We start from the raw sequence: 15,453 nt of genomic DNA on the forward strand, positions 1-15,453 counted from the left end.
GACATCCGCCGCCAAATTCTGCAACCATCGGCCCCTTCACGGCGCGCTTCGCGTCGATATGGGAACCCCGCATGACCCAGGAACGCGCGATTCGCCGCGACGTAGGCCCGTTCGCCCTGATGCTTACCGGCCTGGGCTCGATCATCGGTTCGGGCTGGTTGTTCGGCGCGTGGCGCGCCGCGCAGATTGCCGGGCCCGGAGCGATCTGGGCGTGGGTGATCGGCGCGGCGGTGATCATGGCGATCGCGCTGACCTACGCCGAGCTGGGCGCGATGTTCCCCGAGTCCGGCGGCATGGTGCGCTACGGCCACTACTCGCACGGTTCGCTGGTCGGCTTCATCGCCGCGTGGGCGAACTGGATCGCGATCGTCTCGGTGATCTCGGTCGAGGCGGAAGCGTCGGCGCAATACATGTCGTCGTGGAAGTGGGACTGGGCGAAGGATCTGTACCACCAGGTGCCCGGCGGTCATGGCGAGCTGAGCACCGCCGGCCTGCTGATCGCCGCGGCGCTGGTGATCGTGTACTTCCTGTTCAACTTCTGGAGCGTGAAGCTGTTCGCGCGCTCCAACACCGCGATCACGCTGTTCAAGCTGGTGATCCCCGCGCTCACCGCGGTGCTGCTGATGATGAGCGGTTTCCATCCGGAAAACTTCAGCGTCGGCATCCACGGCGAGCTGCACAAGACCGATTTCGCCTCGATCCTCACCGCGGTGGCGATCGCCGGCATCGTGTTCAGCTTCAACGGTTTCCAGAGCCCGGTGAATCTGGCCGGCGAAGCACGCAACCCGGGCCGCAGCATCCCGTTCGCGATCGTCTGCGCGATCGCGCTGGCCACCATCGTCTACGTGCTGCTGCAGGTCGCGTTCATCGGCGCGGTGCCGCGCGAGATGCTGGCCAACGTGGGCTGGCACGGCATCGACTTCTCCTCGCCGTTCGCCGACCTGGCGATCATCCTGGGACTGCAATGGCTGGCGACCTTGCTGTTCATCGACGCGGTGATCAGCCCCAGCGGCACCGGCATGACCTACACCGCCACCACCGCACGCATGCTGTACGGCATGGAGCGCAACGGCACCTTGCCGAAGATCCTCGGCACCGTGCATCCGAAATGGGGCGTGCCGCGGCCGGCGATGTGGGTGAACCTGGCGGTGTCGTTCCTGTTCCTGTTCTTCTTCCGCGGCTGGGGCGCGCTGGCGGCGGTGATCTCGGTCGCCACGATCATTTCCTACCTCACCGGCCCGGTCAGCGTGATGACGTTGCGGCGGACAGCGCCTGAATTGAACCGGCCGTTCCGCCTTGCCGGCCTGCCGATCCTGGCCGGCGTCGCCTTCATCATGTCCACCGAACTGCTGTACTGGGCCAGGTGGCCGCTGACCGGCGAGATCATCGTGCTGATGGTGGTCGCGTTGCCGGTGTACTTCTATTACCAGGCCAAGGCCGGCTGGCACGATTTCGGGCGGCAGATGAAGGGCGCCTGGTGGCTGGTCTGCTACCTGCCCACGCTGGCGCTGGTGTCGTGGGCGGGCAGCCCGATGTTCGGCGGCAAGGGTTACCTGTCCTACGGCTGGGACCTGGCGCTGGTGGCGGTGATCGGCCTGGTGTTCTACCTGTGGGGCGTGAAATCCGGCTGGCGCACGCCGTCGGTGGAGGCGATACGGATCGAGGCGCACGAGCATCCGGGCGAGCTGCAGGTACCGCCGGACGAAGAGAGCGCCGAGCGCATCACCGGCCGCTGAACCCGGCCCCTTCGATCACGAGACGCACGGCACACGCCGTGCGTTTTCGTTGTTGCGCCCTGGAAGTGTCGAAATGGCGGTGGCCGGTTCGTCGTCCGGACATGCATCCACTTTCGGCTGCACATCGAACGGGAGTCGCCCATGTTGTCCATCCGCACCGCCGTCGTCACCACCGCTCTCCTGCTTGCCGCCAGCGGCAGCGCCCTCGCCGCCGCCGCGACGTACCGCATCGATCCGGATCACACCTATCCCAGCTTCGAGGCCGATCACATGGGCGGGCTGTCGGTGTGGCGCGGCAAGTTCAACCACAGTCGCGGCACGGTGACGCTGGACAAGGCTGCCGGCACCGGCACGGTGGATGTCACCGACGACATGAAGAGTGCCGACTTCGGTCAGGATCAGCTCAACCAGGGCACGCAGGGCAAGGAACTGTTCGAGACGGCGAAGTATCCGCAGGCCACCTACACCGGCAAGCTCGTCGATTTCGTCGACGGCGCGCCGACGCGGGTCAGCGGCACATTGACCCTGCACGGCATCACCCATCCGCTGGACCTGAAGATCAACAGCTTCAAGTGCATGCCGCATCCGGTGTTCAAGCGCGAAGTCTGCGGCGCCGATGCACTGGCCACGTTCCGACGCGACGCGTTCGGCATGGATGCGGGCAAGGATTACGGCTTCAGCATGGACGTGACGCTGCGCATCCAGGTCGAGGCGATTGCGGTCAAGTAAGGCGCGCCCTCACCCGAGCGCCAGCACATCGCCGAGCAGCGCCTGCGCGGTCACCTCCGGCCCGGCGCCCGGACCCTGGATCACCAGCGGCTGGGTGTTGTAGCGGGTGGTGGTGAGGGCGAACTGGTTGTCGGTGCCATACAGGCGCGCGGCCGGATGGGTCAGCGGCACTTCGGCCAGGCCCACACGGGCCAGGCCGCGCTGGTTGAGGCGGGCGAGGAAGCGCAGCACGCAACCGCGCGAGGCGGCCTCGGCGTGACGCGCGGCAAGCGGCGCGTCCAGTTCGCCCAGTCGCGCCAGGAACGTGTCGGCATCGAGCGAGCGCAGCGCCTCGGGCACCAGGCCTTCCACCTGCACCTCGTCGCTGCCCAGCGAGAAGCCGGCGTTGCGCGCGAGGATCAACAGCTTGCGCGCCACGTCCTCGCCGGACAGGTCCGAGCGCGGGTCGGGCTCGGTATAGCCCAGCCGACGCGCCTCGCGCAGCAGCTCGGAGAACGGCCGGCTGCCGTCGTACTGGTTGAACAGCCACGACAGCGAGCCGGAGAACACCCCCTCCAGGGCGAGCAGGTGATCGCCGCACGCGCGCAGCCTGCGCAAGGTGGACAGCACCGGCAGACCGGCGCCGACCGTCGCCGAATCACCATAACGGCCGCTGCCATTCAGCGCCGCCTGCAGCGCACGCCAACCCGAGAGTTCGCCGCCAGCCAGTGCCTTGTTCGCGGTGACCACGTGATAGCCGTGCGCCAGCCACTCCGCATGGCGCGCGGCCAGCATCGCGCTGGCGGTGGCGTCGACGATCACCTTCGTCGGCGCTTCGCTGGCATCCAGCGCCGCGAGCAGGCTGGCGTTGTCACGCGGCGCGCCGTGCTGGTTGAGCTGGTCGCGCAGGCCGCGCCGGGCGAGTCGCTGCGGATCGGTCTGCTGGCGCCGCGAATTCGCCGCGCCGACCAGGCGCAGCGAACGCGCCGCGTCGGTGTTGAGCAGCTTGAGCAGGGCGCCGCCCACCACGCCGGTGCCGAGCAGCACGATCGCCGTGGCCGATGTCGCTGCACCGCGCGCGTGGATCGTATGCTCGGCCAGCACCGCGTTCATGCGGGCACCCGGCGTTTGGACGTCCGTACCGCTTCGGCCCGGGCCAGCGCGGCGTCGACGTCGCGCAGCAGGTCGTCGCCATCCTCGATGCCCACCGACACGCGCAGCAGGCTGTCGGAGATGCCGGCCGTGCGCCGCGCCTCCGGCGCCATCGAGGCGTGCGTCATGGTCGCCGGGTGGGCGATCAGGCTTTCCACGCCGCCCAGCGATTCGGCCAGCGAGAAGTAGTCCAGTCCATCGACGAAAGCCTCGATCTGCGGGACCTCGCCGTCCAGTTCGAAACTGAGCATGGCGCCGAAACCGAGTTGCTGGCGCGCCGCCAGCACGTGACCGGCGTGGCCGGACAATCCCGGGTAGTAGACCTTGCGCACGGCCGCGTGGCCGTCCAGCCGCTCGGCCAGGCGCGCTGCGTTCTCCTGGTGCTGGCGCAGGCGCACGCCCAGCGTGCGCAGGCCGCGCAGGGTGAGGTAGCTGTCGAACGGCGCGCCGGTGAGCCCGGTGCAGTTGGCCCACCACTTCAGCTGCTCGGCCACCGCCGCGTCGCGCGCCACCACCGCGCCGCCGACCACGTCGCTGTGGCCGTTGATGTACTTGGTGGTCGAGTGCACCACCACGTCCGCGCCGAGCAGCAGGGGCTGCTGCAGCGCCGGCGACAGGAAGGTGTTGTCCACCACCAGCAGCGCGCCGGCCGCGTGCGCGGCTTGCGCGACATGGCGGATGTCGGTGATCCGCAACAGCGGATTGGATGGCGTCTCCGCCCACACCAGCGCCGGCTTGCGCGCCAGCGCCGCGGCCAGCGCCACGTTGTCGGTGAGGTCGGCGAACTCGACCGCGAAGCGGCCCTTCTTCGCCCACGCATCGAGCAGGCGCCAGCTGCCGCCGTAGCAGTCGTGCGCGGCCAGCACGGTGGCACCGGGCGGCACCAGCTCCAGCACCAGCGCCACCGCTGACATGCCGCTGGAAGTGACCACCGCGCCGGCACCCTGCTCCAGCTCCGCCAGCGCCTCGGCCAGCAGGTCACGGGTGGGATTGCCGCTGCGCGAATAGTCGTAGGCACGCTTGCGGCCGAAGCCCTCGAAGCTGTAGTTGGTCGACAGGTGCAAGGCAGGCACCACGGCGCCGTGCTGGGTGTCGCTTTCGATGCCGGCGCGCACGGCGCGGGTACAGGGGGCGGGGGTGGCGCTCATGTCAATCTCCAGATCGTATGCGTCGTGCGTTTGTTGTAGGGCGGGCACTGCCCGCCAACGTCTTGACGGGCGCGCGGCGGGCAATGCCCGCCCTACAGACCCAATGCTTCGCGCAGCAGCGGGGTGAGTTGTTCGGGTTCTTTGAGGAAGGCGTCATGGCCGTACGGGGACTCCACCACTTCCAGCGTGGCCGGGCCGCGCAGGCGACGCTGCAGTTCGCAGAGATCGGCCAGCGGCACGAGCCGGTCGGAGGGGAAGCCAATCAGCGTCGCCGGCACCGCCACTTGTTCGGGCTCGACCTGATGCAGGTCGATCGACTCGGACAGGGCGAGGAAGCGATCGGCATCGAAGCGCTCGACGAAACGCCGGCCCTGGTGCTCCAGGTAATCCTCGACCGGGAAATGGAAGCGCTCCCCACGCTGCTCGGGCGCGCCGGCGAAGCGGCGGCCGAATTCGGCGCTGCCGCGATAGGTGGTGATCGCCAGCTGCCGCGCCAGCGCCAGCGCCTCGTCGACACGGTCGCTGGCCTGGCCCAGCCGCACGATGCCGCGCTGCACGCTGCGCTGGGCGGTGCTGAGCGGGTGCGGCCGGTGCGCGCCGGCCAGCAGCACCAGCCGCTCCACGGCGCCCGGATGGCGGGCGGCGAAGGCCAGCGCCACCATCGCCCCATAGGACGAACCGACGAAGGCATGCGCGCGGGTGATGCCCAGGGCGCGCAGCAGGCCAGCCAGCGCGTCGGCCTGGTCCTCGCTGGAGACCGCGTCGGCGCCAAGTTGCGCGCGGTCCAGCCAGTCGATCGACAGCACCCGGCAGCGCGCGAGGTCGATCGCCGCGCCGTCGTCGGCCAGCTCCCGCCACCAGCCTGCCGCTCCGCTGACATCGCGATCGGCCGAGATGCCGCCTTGCACGATCACCGTGGGCGCACCCGCCGCACCATGCCAGGCGTAAGCGACCTCGACCTCGCGCGCACCGTTGCCGTACTTCGGCGCCAGGGTCACACGGCGACTGCCGCGCCGGGCGGTCAGGCGCAGGGACGGTTCCGCCGACGGCAGGAACGCGTCATGCAGGGTGTCGATACATCGGGCTGGGGACTGCAAGGTCATGCCAGTGACTCCGGTCGGCATCGCCCCGCGGGGGACCGGAGTGGCCATCACCCCTTGCTCGGCGGCACGGGCCGCGAAACGGGTGACGCCCATCTACCGGCAGGTGCACCGCGCACCTCCGCAGGAGTTGGCACCTTGACGGAAACGCTCCGCAGGTTGCCCCGGCTTCAAAGGGCCTGTCCCTCAGCCGGTCTCGATGAGTGGGCGGATGGTGGCTCCTCGAACGCCTCATGTCAATAGACGTCTAAACATCTAAACGTTTATATGGGTGCATGACATTTTTTCGATACTTCGGGCATCGGCGGCGGACAGTGCTCGCACTGCGTATTGCCGGGGTGGCGCACTGTCGGGCTGCGGGGGATGCTGCTACCGTGTCGCTCCATGACTCCCCCTCTCGACCGCCCCGCCTTGCAGGCCCGCCTGCATCGCGACGGCTTCGCCTTCGTCACCGCCGAGCACATGCGCCAGTTGCTGCCGATGCCGGAGATGGACGACTGGCCGGCCTTTCGCGCCAGCTGGAACGATCTGGCACCGGATACCTATCTGGCGGCGGTCGGCCGGCATCGCAGCCGGCGCCACGCCACCTTCGCGATCGAGCCGGACGGCACGCTGCAGCGCCAGCCGCACCAGCCGCACTGGCAGAGCGCGCGCTACAACTCGCTGCAAGGCGACATCCAGCGCTGGTTCCTGCCGATCCGGCCGGCGCTGGCCGGTGGCGCCAGCATGCGCAGCATCCTGCAGTTCGCGCACGCGCTGTTCGCCCCGATGGCGGCCGGCGTGCCGCACCACTGGCATGTCGAGACGCACCAGTTCCGCATCGAGGCGCGCGCCGACGAACCGGGCGAGCCCACCCCCGAGGGCGTCCATCACGACGGCGTCGACTACGTGCTGGTGCTGCTGATCGACCGCCAGAACATCGAGAGCGGCACCACCACCATCCACGCCGACGACGGCGCGTTGCTGGGCAGCTTCACCCTCGCCCATCCGCTGGACGCGGCGATGGTCATCGACGCCCGCGTCAGCCATGGCGTCACCGCGGTGACCCCGATCGACCCGGCGCAACCCGCCCACCGCGACGTACTGGTGGTGACCTTTCGCGCCACCCCGCCTGCGGCGACATCGCCCGCCTGAAGGCTTCGCCGGCGGCGATTTGCGCGGCGCGATCGGCGGCTGCAACAATCGCCCTTCGACCGCGCCAGCAGCCTCCAGCGAGCACGCCATGTCCCTCGTCGCCAACGTCCTGATCGTCCTGATCGCGCTGCTGCACCTCTGGTTCCTGGTCCTGGAGATGTTCCTGTGGACGCGACCTTCCGGTCGCCGCGCGTTCGGCCTCAGCGAAGAGTTCGCCGAACAGTCGCGGGCGCTGGCTGCCAACCAGGGGCTGTACAACGGCTTTCTTGCCGCCGGACTGATCTGGGGCGCATGGCTGGGCCCGGCCGGGTTCGCCATCAAGGTGTTCTTCCTCGGTTGCGTACTGGCCGCAGGCGTGTTCGGCGGGCTCACCGCGGCGCGCAAGATCCTCTGGTTCCAGGCGCTGCCGGCTGCGGTCGCGCTGTTGCTGGTGCTCGCTTGAGCCGCGCGCAGGGCGCCGCCCGCGAAGCGGTGGGGGCGCGTTTCGACCCGGTGCTGATGCTGCGTGCCCGCGAGCGCAGCTGGGCAGCGCTGCACGCGATCCGCGCACGCATGTTGCCGGGGATCAGCGAGGCCGAGGCGGTGGCGATGGCCGCCAAGGTGTTTGCCGAACAGGGCTGCGAACGCCTTTGGCACCGACCACTGATCCGCATCGGCCGGAACACGACCAAGGCATTCCGCGAGCCGTCGGAACCGGACGTGCGCCTGGGCGAGCATGACAGCTACTTCATCGACCTCGGGCTGGTCTTCGACGGCCACGAGGGCGACGTGGGCGACACCTTCGTGGTCGGCCACGCGCCGCAACGCCAGGCCTGCGCCGACGCGGCGCGCGCCCTGTTCGCGCAGGTGGCCGATGCCTGGCGCCACGACGGCCTGAGCGGCCAGGCCCTGTATGCCTTCGCCACGCAGCGCGCCGCGGCGATGGGCTGGCGTTTCAACCAGGCGATCAAGGGCCACCGGGTCAGCGATTTTCCGCATGCGATCCACCGCGGCGGCGACCTCGGCGACCTCGACCACGTGCCGGCCAGCGGCCTGTGGATCCTGGAGATCCAGATCGCCCATCCGAGCGAGCCGTTCGGCGCCTTCTACGAAGATCTGCTCGAGGGCAGCGCGCGAGCCTGACGGCCGCGCCGGTCACAAGCTGACGCATCGCGTCGCTGCCCGGCAGCGGCGCAGCCCGCCGCTGCGCGCGCGGCGGCAGCCATCGCCGCCCGTGCTGGCGGGGCTGCCAGCCCCGGCAAGGCCATTGGCATCCCTCGTGCATGAACCCGGACGACGCGACGATATTCATCGGGTTCGTGGAACCCGGTCGTCGCCACTTCGGGACGAGGACAAGCACATGCTGGCCATCACGGGCGACTCCGCCGGAACATCCGATCGACACGACCAGACCGTGCGCCGCTTCATGGAGCACGCCCGCGCGGTCGCCGCCGGCGAGGCCGAGGGCGACGTGTTCACCTGGTTCCTGGCCAGCGAGTACCAGTGGGAGATGGAGGCCGCCGGCACCTGGCTGGTGGAGTCGCCGGCGAGTCGGCTCTCCGCCACGGAGAAGGACACCATGCGCCACTTCATGTCGTGCATGCCGGCGATCCGCGACGCCATCATCGACGGCCGCAAGGCCGCCGCACACCGGGCCGATCGCTCGCTTTCGCCGGAATGGACCGACTGGCTGGAACTGGCCGCGCTGCCGAGCTGGAACGACTTCACCATCCGCACGGCAATCCTGCTCAGCCAGCTGGGCGAGCCGGCGCGCAACGACCCGCACTACGGCATCGTCGCGCGCTAGCGCCGACGCCCGCGCCGCGAGCGGCGCGAACCATGCGTCCCGCCAGCTGCGAGCCGGGCCGCACATGCCGGCACCGGCCGCACCACCCTGCCCTGATCCCCGCACGCGCTCCCCGCTACAATGGGCGGATCGCCGGTCGCATCCTGCGCTGCCGGCTTCCCCAATGGACGCGCGTCATGGCTCGCAGCAAACCCCTCCAACGTTTCCGCAACATCGGCATCATCGCGCACATCGACGCGGGCAAGACCACCACGACCGAGCGCGTGCTGTACTACACCGGCCGCAAGCACCAGATCGTCAACACGCACGAGACCAAGGACGGCAAGGGCTCCACCACCACCGACTACATGGAGCAGGAGCGCAAGCGCGGCATCACGATCCAGTCGGCGGCGGTGACCACGGAGTGGAAAGGCCATCAGATCAACCTGATCGACACCCCCGGCCACGTCGATTTCACCATCGAGGTGAACCGTTCGCTGCGCGTGCTGGACGGCGCCGTGGTGGTGTTCGACGGCGTCGCCGGCGTGGAGCCGCAGACCGAGACCAACTGGCGCCTGGCCGACCAGTACCACGTGCCGCGGCTGTGCTACGTCAACAAGATGGACCGCATCGGCGCCAACTTCGCGCACTGCGTGAAGGGCATCCGCGAGCGCCTGAATGCACCGGCGCTGCTGTGCCAGGTGCCGCTGGGCAGCAGCGACGAGTTCTGCGGCATGGCCGACCTGGTCGCCGGCGTCGCGCTCATCTGGCAGTCCGACGACAAGGACAGCAAGTGGGAAACCGTCTCCTTCGAGGAGGCGCAGCAGCGCCTGAAATTCGCCGCGTCCGCCGACAACGAGTGGCTTTCGCAACTGCCCGCGCTGCGCCAGGAGATGCTCGAACACGCGCTGGCGATGGACGATGACGCCTTCGAACGCCTGATCGAAACCGGCGAGCACGACCCGGAAGTGCTGAAGAAGTGCATCCGCATCGGCTGCGTCAGCGGCAAGCTGGTGCCGGTGCTGTGCGGCTCCTCGTACAAGAACAAGGGCGTGCAGCAATTGCTGGACGCGGTGGTCGACTACATGCCCTACCCGGGCGAGAACGGCGGCATCTCCATCGTCGACGAGGACGGCCACGTGATCGGCGAGCAGCCGGTCACCGACGACGCGCCCGCCCGCGCGCTGGCGTTCAAGGTGATCAACGACCAGTTCGGCACGCTGACCTTCTGCCGCATCTACTCCGGCGTGATCCGGAAGGGCGACACCCTGCTCAACGTCACCCGCGGCAGGAAGGAGCGCATCGGCCGCATCGTCGAGGTGCAGGCCGACCACACCCGCGAGATCGACGAAACCCGCGCCGGCGACATCTGCGCCTTCGTTTCGCTGAAGGAGACCGAGACCGGCGACTCGCTGAGCGACCCGGCACACCCGGCCCTGCTCGAACGCATGCGCTTCCCCGACCCGGTGATCAGCGTGTCGGTGGAACCGAAGAGCCGCAACGACGTCGACAAGCTCTCCACCGCGCTCTACAAGATGGTCAAGGCCGATCCCTCGCTGCGCATGGAGGTGGACCAGGAAACCGGCCAGACCGTGCTCAAGGGCATGGGCGAGCTGCACCTGGAAATCACCATCGACCGCATGCGCACCGAGCTGGGCGTGGAAGCGAACATGGGCAAGCCCAAGGTCAGCTTCCGCGAGGCGTTCGGGCAGACGGTGGAGCACACCTACACGCACAAGAAGCAGTCCGGCGGCTCGGGCCAGTTCGCCGAGGTGACGATCATCTTCGAGCCGGGCGAACCGGGCTCCGGCGTGATCTTCTCCGACGAGGTGGTCGGCGGCCGCGTGCCGCGCGAATACATCCCGGCGGTGCAGCACGCGATCGAGGTCGAGTCGCGCCAGGGCCAGGTGGCCGGCTACGAGGTGGTGGATTTCAAGGCACGCCTGATCGACGGCAAGTTCCACGACGTCGACTCCTCCGCGCTGGCCTTCGAGATCGCCGCGCGCGCCTGCTTCCGCGAGGCGCAGAAGCTCAGCAAGCCCAAGCTGCTCGAACCGATCATGAGCCTGGAGGTGGTCACCGAGGCGAGTTACCTCGGCGACATCATCGGCGACATCAACCGCCGCCGCGGCAGCATCTCCGACCAGGGCCAGAAAGGCACGTCGGCCTTCGTGCAGGGCTTCGTGCCGCTGTCGGAAATGTTCGGCTACATCAACTTCCTGCGCTCGGCCACCAGCGGCCGCGGCAACTTCTCGATGATCTTCGACCACTACCAGGAAGTGCCCGCCAGCATGGTGGAGAAGCTGATGGAGAAGGAAGCGAAGTAAGCCCGACAGGCGCTGCGACGACGATCGCCGCGACGCATGGAACAGGCCCGCGAACTGGTATTCCGGGCCTGTTCGTTCGGGCTGGCCACGTCGCCCACGGCAATTTTTACGCGGATTTTATGCCGTCGCCGCCGGACGCTATGCCGTTGTTACGGCCCAACGCCCAGACTGCGCGCCTGATCCATTCCAGGCAGTGCAGATGTTTCACATCGTCGTTCTTCCCATCGCGCCGGCATCTGTCGAGGTTCTCGCCACCGGCCGTGGCCCATGAGCGCCGCCCCGCAGAAGCGCCGCCTCGCCGCGCTGGCACTCGGCGCCGTGGGCGTGGTCTACGGTGACATCGGCACCAGCCCGCTGTACACGCTGAAGGAAGTGTTCGGCGCCCATGGCGTGCCGGCCTCTGCGGCAAATGTGCTGGGCGCGCTGAGCCTGGTGTTCTGGTCGCTGATCATCGTGGTGTCGATCAAGTACCTACTGTTCATCATGCGCGCCGACAACCGCGGCGAGGGCGGCATCATGGCCTTGCTGGCGCTGGCCCAGCGCAGCGCGCGCCATGTGCCACGCCTGCGCATGAGCCTGATTGCGCTGGGCCTGTTCGGCGCTGCGCTGTTCTACGGCGACGGCGTGATTACCCCGGCGATCTCGGTGCTGTCCGCGGTCGAGGGACTGAAGGTGGCCGCGCCCGCGCTTGAACGCTGGGTGGTACCGATCACCATCGGCGTCATCGTCGGCCTGTTCTGGCTGCAGAAGCACGGCACCCACCGCATCGGCGCCGTGTTCGGTCCGGTCTGCGCGGTCTGGTTCCTCAGCATCGCCGGGCTCGGCGTGCTGGGTATCGCCCGCAACCCGGAAGTCCTGCTGGCGCTCAGCCCGCGCTACGGCGTCGACTTCTTTCTGCGCAATCAGGCCGAAGCCTTCTTCGCGCTGGGAGCGGTGGTGCTGGCGGTCACCGGCACGGAGGCGCTGTATGCGGACATGGGCCATTTCGGCAAGCGGCCGATCCAGCTGGCCTGGTTCAACTTCGTGTTGCCGGCGCTGGTGCTGAACTACTTCGGCCAGGGCGCGCTGATCCTGCACGACCCCGCTGCGGTGGCCAACCCGTTCTACCACCTGGTACCGCGGTTCATGCTGTACCCGATGATCGCGCTGGCGACCGCGGCCACCGTGATCGCCTCGCAGGCGGTGATCTCCGGTGCATTCTCGATGACGCGCGAGGCGATGCAGCTGGGCTACATGCCACGCATGCCCGTGGTGCACACGTCACGCGAGATGGCGGGGCAGATCTTCGTGCCGTGGATCAACCGGGTCCTGCTGGTCCTGATTGTCGCGGCCGTGCTCGGCTTCCGCTCGTCGGACAACCTGGGCGCCGCCTACGGCATCGCGGTCACCGGCACCATGGTCATCACCACCCTGCTGGCCCTGGTGGTGGCGCGATACCAGTGGCGCTGGCGTCTTCCCGCGGTACTCGCCACCGGCGCCTGCCTGCTCACCGTGGACCTTGGCTTCTTCAGCGCCAACCTGGTCAAGGTCGAGCACGGCGGCTGGTTTCCACTGGCGCTGGGCCTGGGCGTTTTCGTGGCGATGACCACCTGGCGCCGCGGGCGCGAGCTGGTGGTGCGCGAAATCCGGCAAGGCGGCCTGGCGCTGGCGCCGTTCATCCGCAACCTGGCTGATCACCCGGCGACACGGGTGCCCGGCACGGCCGTGTTCCTTACCGCCAACCCCGAGTCGATCCCCAGCTCACTGCTGCACAACCTCAAGCACAACAAGGTATTGCACGAACGCAACGTGCTGCTCACGGTGGAGACCCTGGATACGCCCCGGGCCGAGCCCGCCGAATGGTTCGAATGGACGGCGCTGGGCGAAGGATTCATTCGATTGCGCCTGCGCTTCGGCTTCGGCGAGGACCCGGATGTACCGCTTCGACTGGCACAATGCGGCCATGACGGCCTGCCGTTCGACATGATGGATACCACCTTCTTCCTGTCCCGCGAGACCGTGGTGCCCGGTCGGCACGCCCACGGCATGGCGGCATGGCGTGATCGCCTGTTCGCCTTCATGGCGCACAATGCGCTGTCCGCGACCGCGTTCTTCCGGATTCCCGGCAATCGGCGTATCGAGCTGGGATCGGAGGTGGAGATATGACACGACATCGACCACCGCCCCACCGCCGGGAACACCTGCCGCATGCATGAGCCGGCACCACGCCACCCGCACGGCGCTGTCGCGGCCGACTACCTTTTCGCCACGACAGTCACCCTGGCGGCTTTCGCGCTGACTTTCGTCGCCGACCGCTACCTGTCGATCGCCAATCTCTCGCTGATCCTGCTGACCGGCGTGCTCGCCGTCGCGGTGCGAAAGCGCATGGCGGTAGCCGTCTATACAGCCGTATTGTGTTTCCTCGGCTACAACTTCTTCTTCACCCGTCCGCGGTATACGCTGGCCATCGCCAACGGCGACGACGTGCTGGCGATCGTGCTGTTCCTGATCGTCGCCCTCGTCTGCAGCCGCATGGCCACCCGGCTCTCCGACCAGGTCACTTCCCTGCGGACCGCGCAGCAGCGCGCGCGCACACTGTTGCAGCTGGGCAGGGAACTCGCCACCGCCGCCGGTGCCACGGCGATTCGCGAAGTCGGTGCTCGCGCTCTGACGAAGGCCGTCGGTGCAACCGCTCATATCAACCCAGCCGAGGAAGCATCCGCCGTCGATCGGAACGATGATCCTGGCTGCGGGTGGCTGGTTCCGCTGACCGTCGGCGCGCACGGGCACGGCACGGTGGTGTTTGCCACGCGGGGCCCGGACGAACCCGATGCCGAGCGGCGCGAGCTGGCCCTCGCGATGAGCCAGGACATTGCACTGGCACTGGAACGTGCCAGACTGGCGCACGAGCTCGAGCAGGCCCGCGTGCAGGGCGAAACCGAGCGGCTGCGCAACGCCCTGCTTTCCTCCGTCTCGCACGACCTGCGCTCGCCGCTGGCTTCGATGATCGGTGCCGCCGACACCCTTGCCATGTACGAAACGCAACTGCCGCGGGCCGAACGGCAGGAGTTGCTGCAGTCGATCGTGCATGAGGGCCAGCGGCTGGACCGCTATATCCAGAACCTGCTGGACATGACCCGGCTCGGCCATGGCACGCTCAAGCTGCATCGCGACTGGATCGATGCGACCGAAGTGGTGGTGACCGCCACCGACAGGCTTCGCCGGTTCTTCCCGGGACTGTCCATGCAGACCGCGTTGCCGCAGGAGACCGTACTGCTCTACGTGCACCCGGCGCTGATCGAGCAGGCGCTGTTCAACGTGCTGGAAAATGCCGCGCACTTCTCTCCGCCCGGCGAGGCCGTGCGCGTGGAGGCGGCCGTGACCGGCGAACAGCTGCAGATCGAAGTGATCGATCACGGCCCGGGCATTCCGCCGGATGAGCGGGCGCGCATCTTCGACATGTTCCATTCGGTATCGCGCGGCGATCGCGGCAACAACGGCACCGGACTGGGGCTGTCGATCTGTCGCGGCATGATCGGCGCGCATGGCGGCAACGTGGAAGCGCTGGCCACCGCGGGCGGCGGCACCACCATCCGCATCACCCTGCCCCTGCCACCCGCACCGGAGAGCAACGCTTGAACACTGCTGCGCCACGCGTGCTGGTGATCGATGACGAGAGGCAGATCCGTCGCTTCCTCGACATCGGCCTGCGCGCCGGGGGATATCAGGTGCTGCTGGCGGCCAACGCCGCGGAAGGTCTTGCACTCGCCACCACGCAAGCGCCCGACCTGGTCATCCTCGACTTGGGCCTGCCTGATCGCGAGGGCCACGAAGTGCTGGCCGAGTTGCGCCAATGGAGCTCGGTGCCGGTGCTGATGCTGTCCGTGCGCAACGCCGAGAGCGAGAAGGTGCGCGCGCTGGACAACGGCGCCAACGACTATGTGACCAAGCCGTTCGGCATGCAGGAACTGATGGCCAGGCTGCGTGCCCTGCTGCGCCACCATCCCGCAACCGCCGCGGCCGACGTGCCGCCGCGGTACGACGACGGCCACCTGGCGATCGACCTGGCTCGGCGTGAAGTCAGCCTCGATGGCCACGGGGTCGCGTTGACGCGCAAGGAATACGCCGTGCTCGCGCTGCTGCTGCGCCATGCCGGCCGCGTGGTCAGTCAGCAGCAGTTGCTGCGCGAGGTATGGGGTGCCAGCCACGTGCAGGACACGCACTATCTGCGCATCGTGCTGGGCCGCCTGCGCCAGAAGCTGGGCGATGATCCCGCCGCGCCACGCTGGCTGAAGACCGAGCCGGGCATAGGCTACCGTTTCCTGGAAGGTAGCGGCGACGAATCCACACCTGGCTGAAATCCTTGTCGCCACTGGTTGACGGGCGCGCACAGGCAGATACTCG

Annotated in this window: 12 protein-coding genes, 1 pseudogene and 1 riboswitch; of the genes and pseudogenes, 10 read left to right on the forward strand and 3 right to left on the reverse strand. The window is 68.4% G+C overall.

Annotated elements, in window-relative coordinates; all coding sequences use genetic code 11:
* Positions 1 to 71 precede the first annotated feature (71 nt).
* Positions 72 to 1,736, forward strand: coding sequence for an APC family permease (locus B1991_RS04525; protein ID WP_136257522.1), 1,665 nt, complete (start codon positions 72 to 74; stop codon positions 1,734 to 1,736).
* Positions 1,737 to 1,877: 141 nt separating this feature from the next.
* Positions 1,878 to 2,465: a YceI family protein gene (locus B1991_RS04530; RefSeq protein WP_136257523.1), complete on the forward strand. Its 588-nt coding sequence runs from the start codon at positions 1,878 to 1,880 to the stop codon at positions 2,463 to 2,465.
* A gap of 9 nt (positions 2,466 to 2,474) precedes the next feature.
* Here B1991_RS04530 and B1991_RS04535 read toward each other — a convergent pair whose 3' ends face one another.
* From B1991_RS04535 to metX, 3 genes are all read right to left on the reverse strand, one after another.
* Positions 2,475 to 3,557, reverse strand: coding sequence for a homoserine dehydrogenase family protein (locus B1991_RS04535; RefSeq protein ID WP_136257524.1), 1,083 nt, complete (start codon positions 3,555 to 3,557; stop codon positions 2,475 to 2,477).
* Positions 3,554 to 4,744 (reverse strand): cystathionine gamma-synthase, encoded by a 1,191-nt coding sequence (gene metB / locus B1991_RS04540; protein WP_136257525.1) that lies wholly within the window; start codon positions 4,742 to 4,744, stop codon positions 3,554 to 3,556. Before metB ends, B1991_RS04535 begins: the two co-directional genes overlap by 4 nt.
* Positions 4,745 to 4,836: 92 nt before the next feature.
* A complete protein-coding gene (metX, locus tag B1991_RS04545) occupies positions 4,837 to 5,847 on the reverse strand; it encodes a homoserine O-succinyltransferase MetX (RefSeq protein WP_136257526.1) in 1,011 nt (336 codons plus the stop codon).
* A gap of 86 nt (positions 5,848 to 5,933) precedes the next feature.
* A riboswitch (SAM riboswitch) is annotated at positions 5,934 to 6,050 on the reverse strand.
* Positions 6,051 to 6,228: 178 nt separating this feature from the next.
* Between metX and B1991_RS04550 the strand changes: the two genes are divergently transcribed.
* The 8 genes and pseudogenes from B1991_RS04550 (at position 6,229) to B1991_RS04585 (ending at position 15,407) form a co-directional block, all read left to right on the forward strand.
* A complete protein-coding gene (locus tag B1991_RS04550; RefSeq protein WP_136257527.1) occupies positions 6,229 to 6,978 on the forward strand; it encodes a 2OG-Fe dioxygenase family protein in 750 nt (249 codons plus the stop codon).
* 88 nt (positions 6,979 to 7,066) lie between these two features.
* Positions 7,067 to 7,420, forward strand: coding sequence for a DUF1304 domain-containing protein (locus B1991_RS04555; RefSeq protein WP_136257528.1), 354 nt, complete (start codon positions 7,067 to 7,069; stop codon positions 7,418 to 7,420).
* Positions 7,417 to 8,100 (forward strand): M24 family metallopeptidase, encoded by a 684-nt coding sequence (locus B1991_RS04560; RefSeq protein ID WP_246031054.1) that lies wholly within the window; start codon positions 7,417 to 7,419, stop codon positions 8,098 to 8,100. The genes B1991_RS04555 and B1991_RS04560 overlap by 4 nt, the downstream gene beginning before the upstream one ends.
* A 217-nt stretch (positions 8,101 to 8,317) precedes the next feature.
* Positions 8,318 to 8,764: a hypothetical protein gene (locus B1991_RS04565; protein ID WP_136257529.1), complete on the forward strand. Its 447-nt coding sequence runs from the start codon at positions 8,318 to 8,320 to the stop codon at positions 8,762 to 8,764.
* 176 nt (positions 8,765 to 8,940) lie between these two features.
* Entirely contained in the window at positions 8,941 to 11,070 is a 2,130-nt protein-coding gene (gene fusA / locus B1991_RS04570; protein ID WP_136257530.1) for an elongation factor G, read from the forward strand.
* 267 nt (positions 11,071 to 11,337) lie between these two features.
* Positions 11,338 to 13,215, forward strand: a complete 1,878-nt coding sequence (locus B1991_RS04575; protein ID WP_136257531.1) for a potassium transporter Kup — start codon at positions 11,338 to 11,340, stop codon at positions 13,213 to 13,215.
* An 87-nt stretch (positions 13,216 to 13,302) separates the two neighbouring features.
* Positions 13,303 to 14,688 (forward strand): annotated as a pseudogene (locus B1991_RS04580) (sensor histidine kinase); the annotation flags it as partial.
* On the forward strand, positions 14,685 to 15,407 hold the full coding sequence (locus B1991_RS04585; RefSeq protein WP_136257533.1) for a response regulator: 723 nt from the start codon (positions 14,685 to 14,687) through the stop codon (positions 15,405 to 15,407). The pseudogene B1991_RS04580 and the gene B1991_RS04585, both read left to right, overlap by 4 nt.
* Positions 15,408 to 15,453: the final 46 nt, after the last annotated feature.

This window comes from Rhodanobacter lindaniclasticus, from assembly GCF_004799035.1.
Taxonomy (GTDB): Bacteria; Pseudomonadota; Gammaproteobacteria; order Xanthomonadales; family Rhodanobacteraceae; genus Rhodanobacter; species Rhodanobacter lindaniclasticus.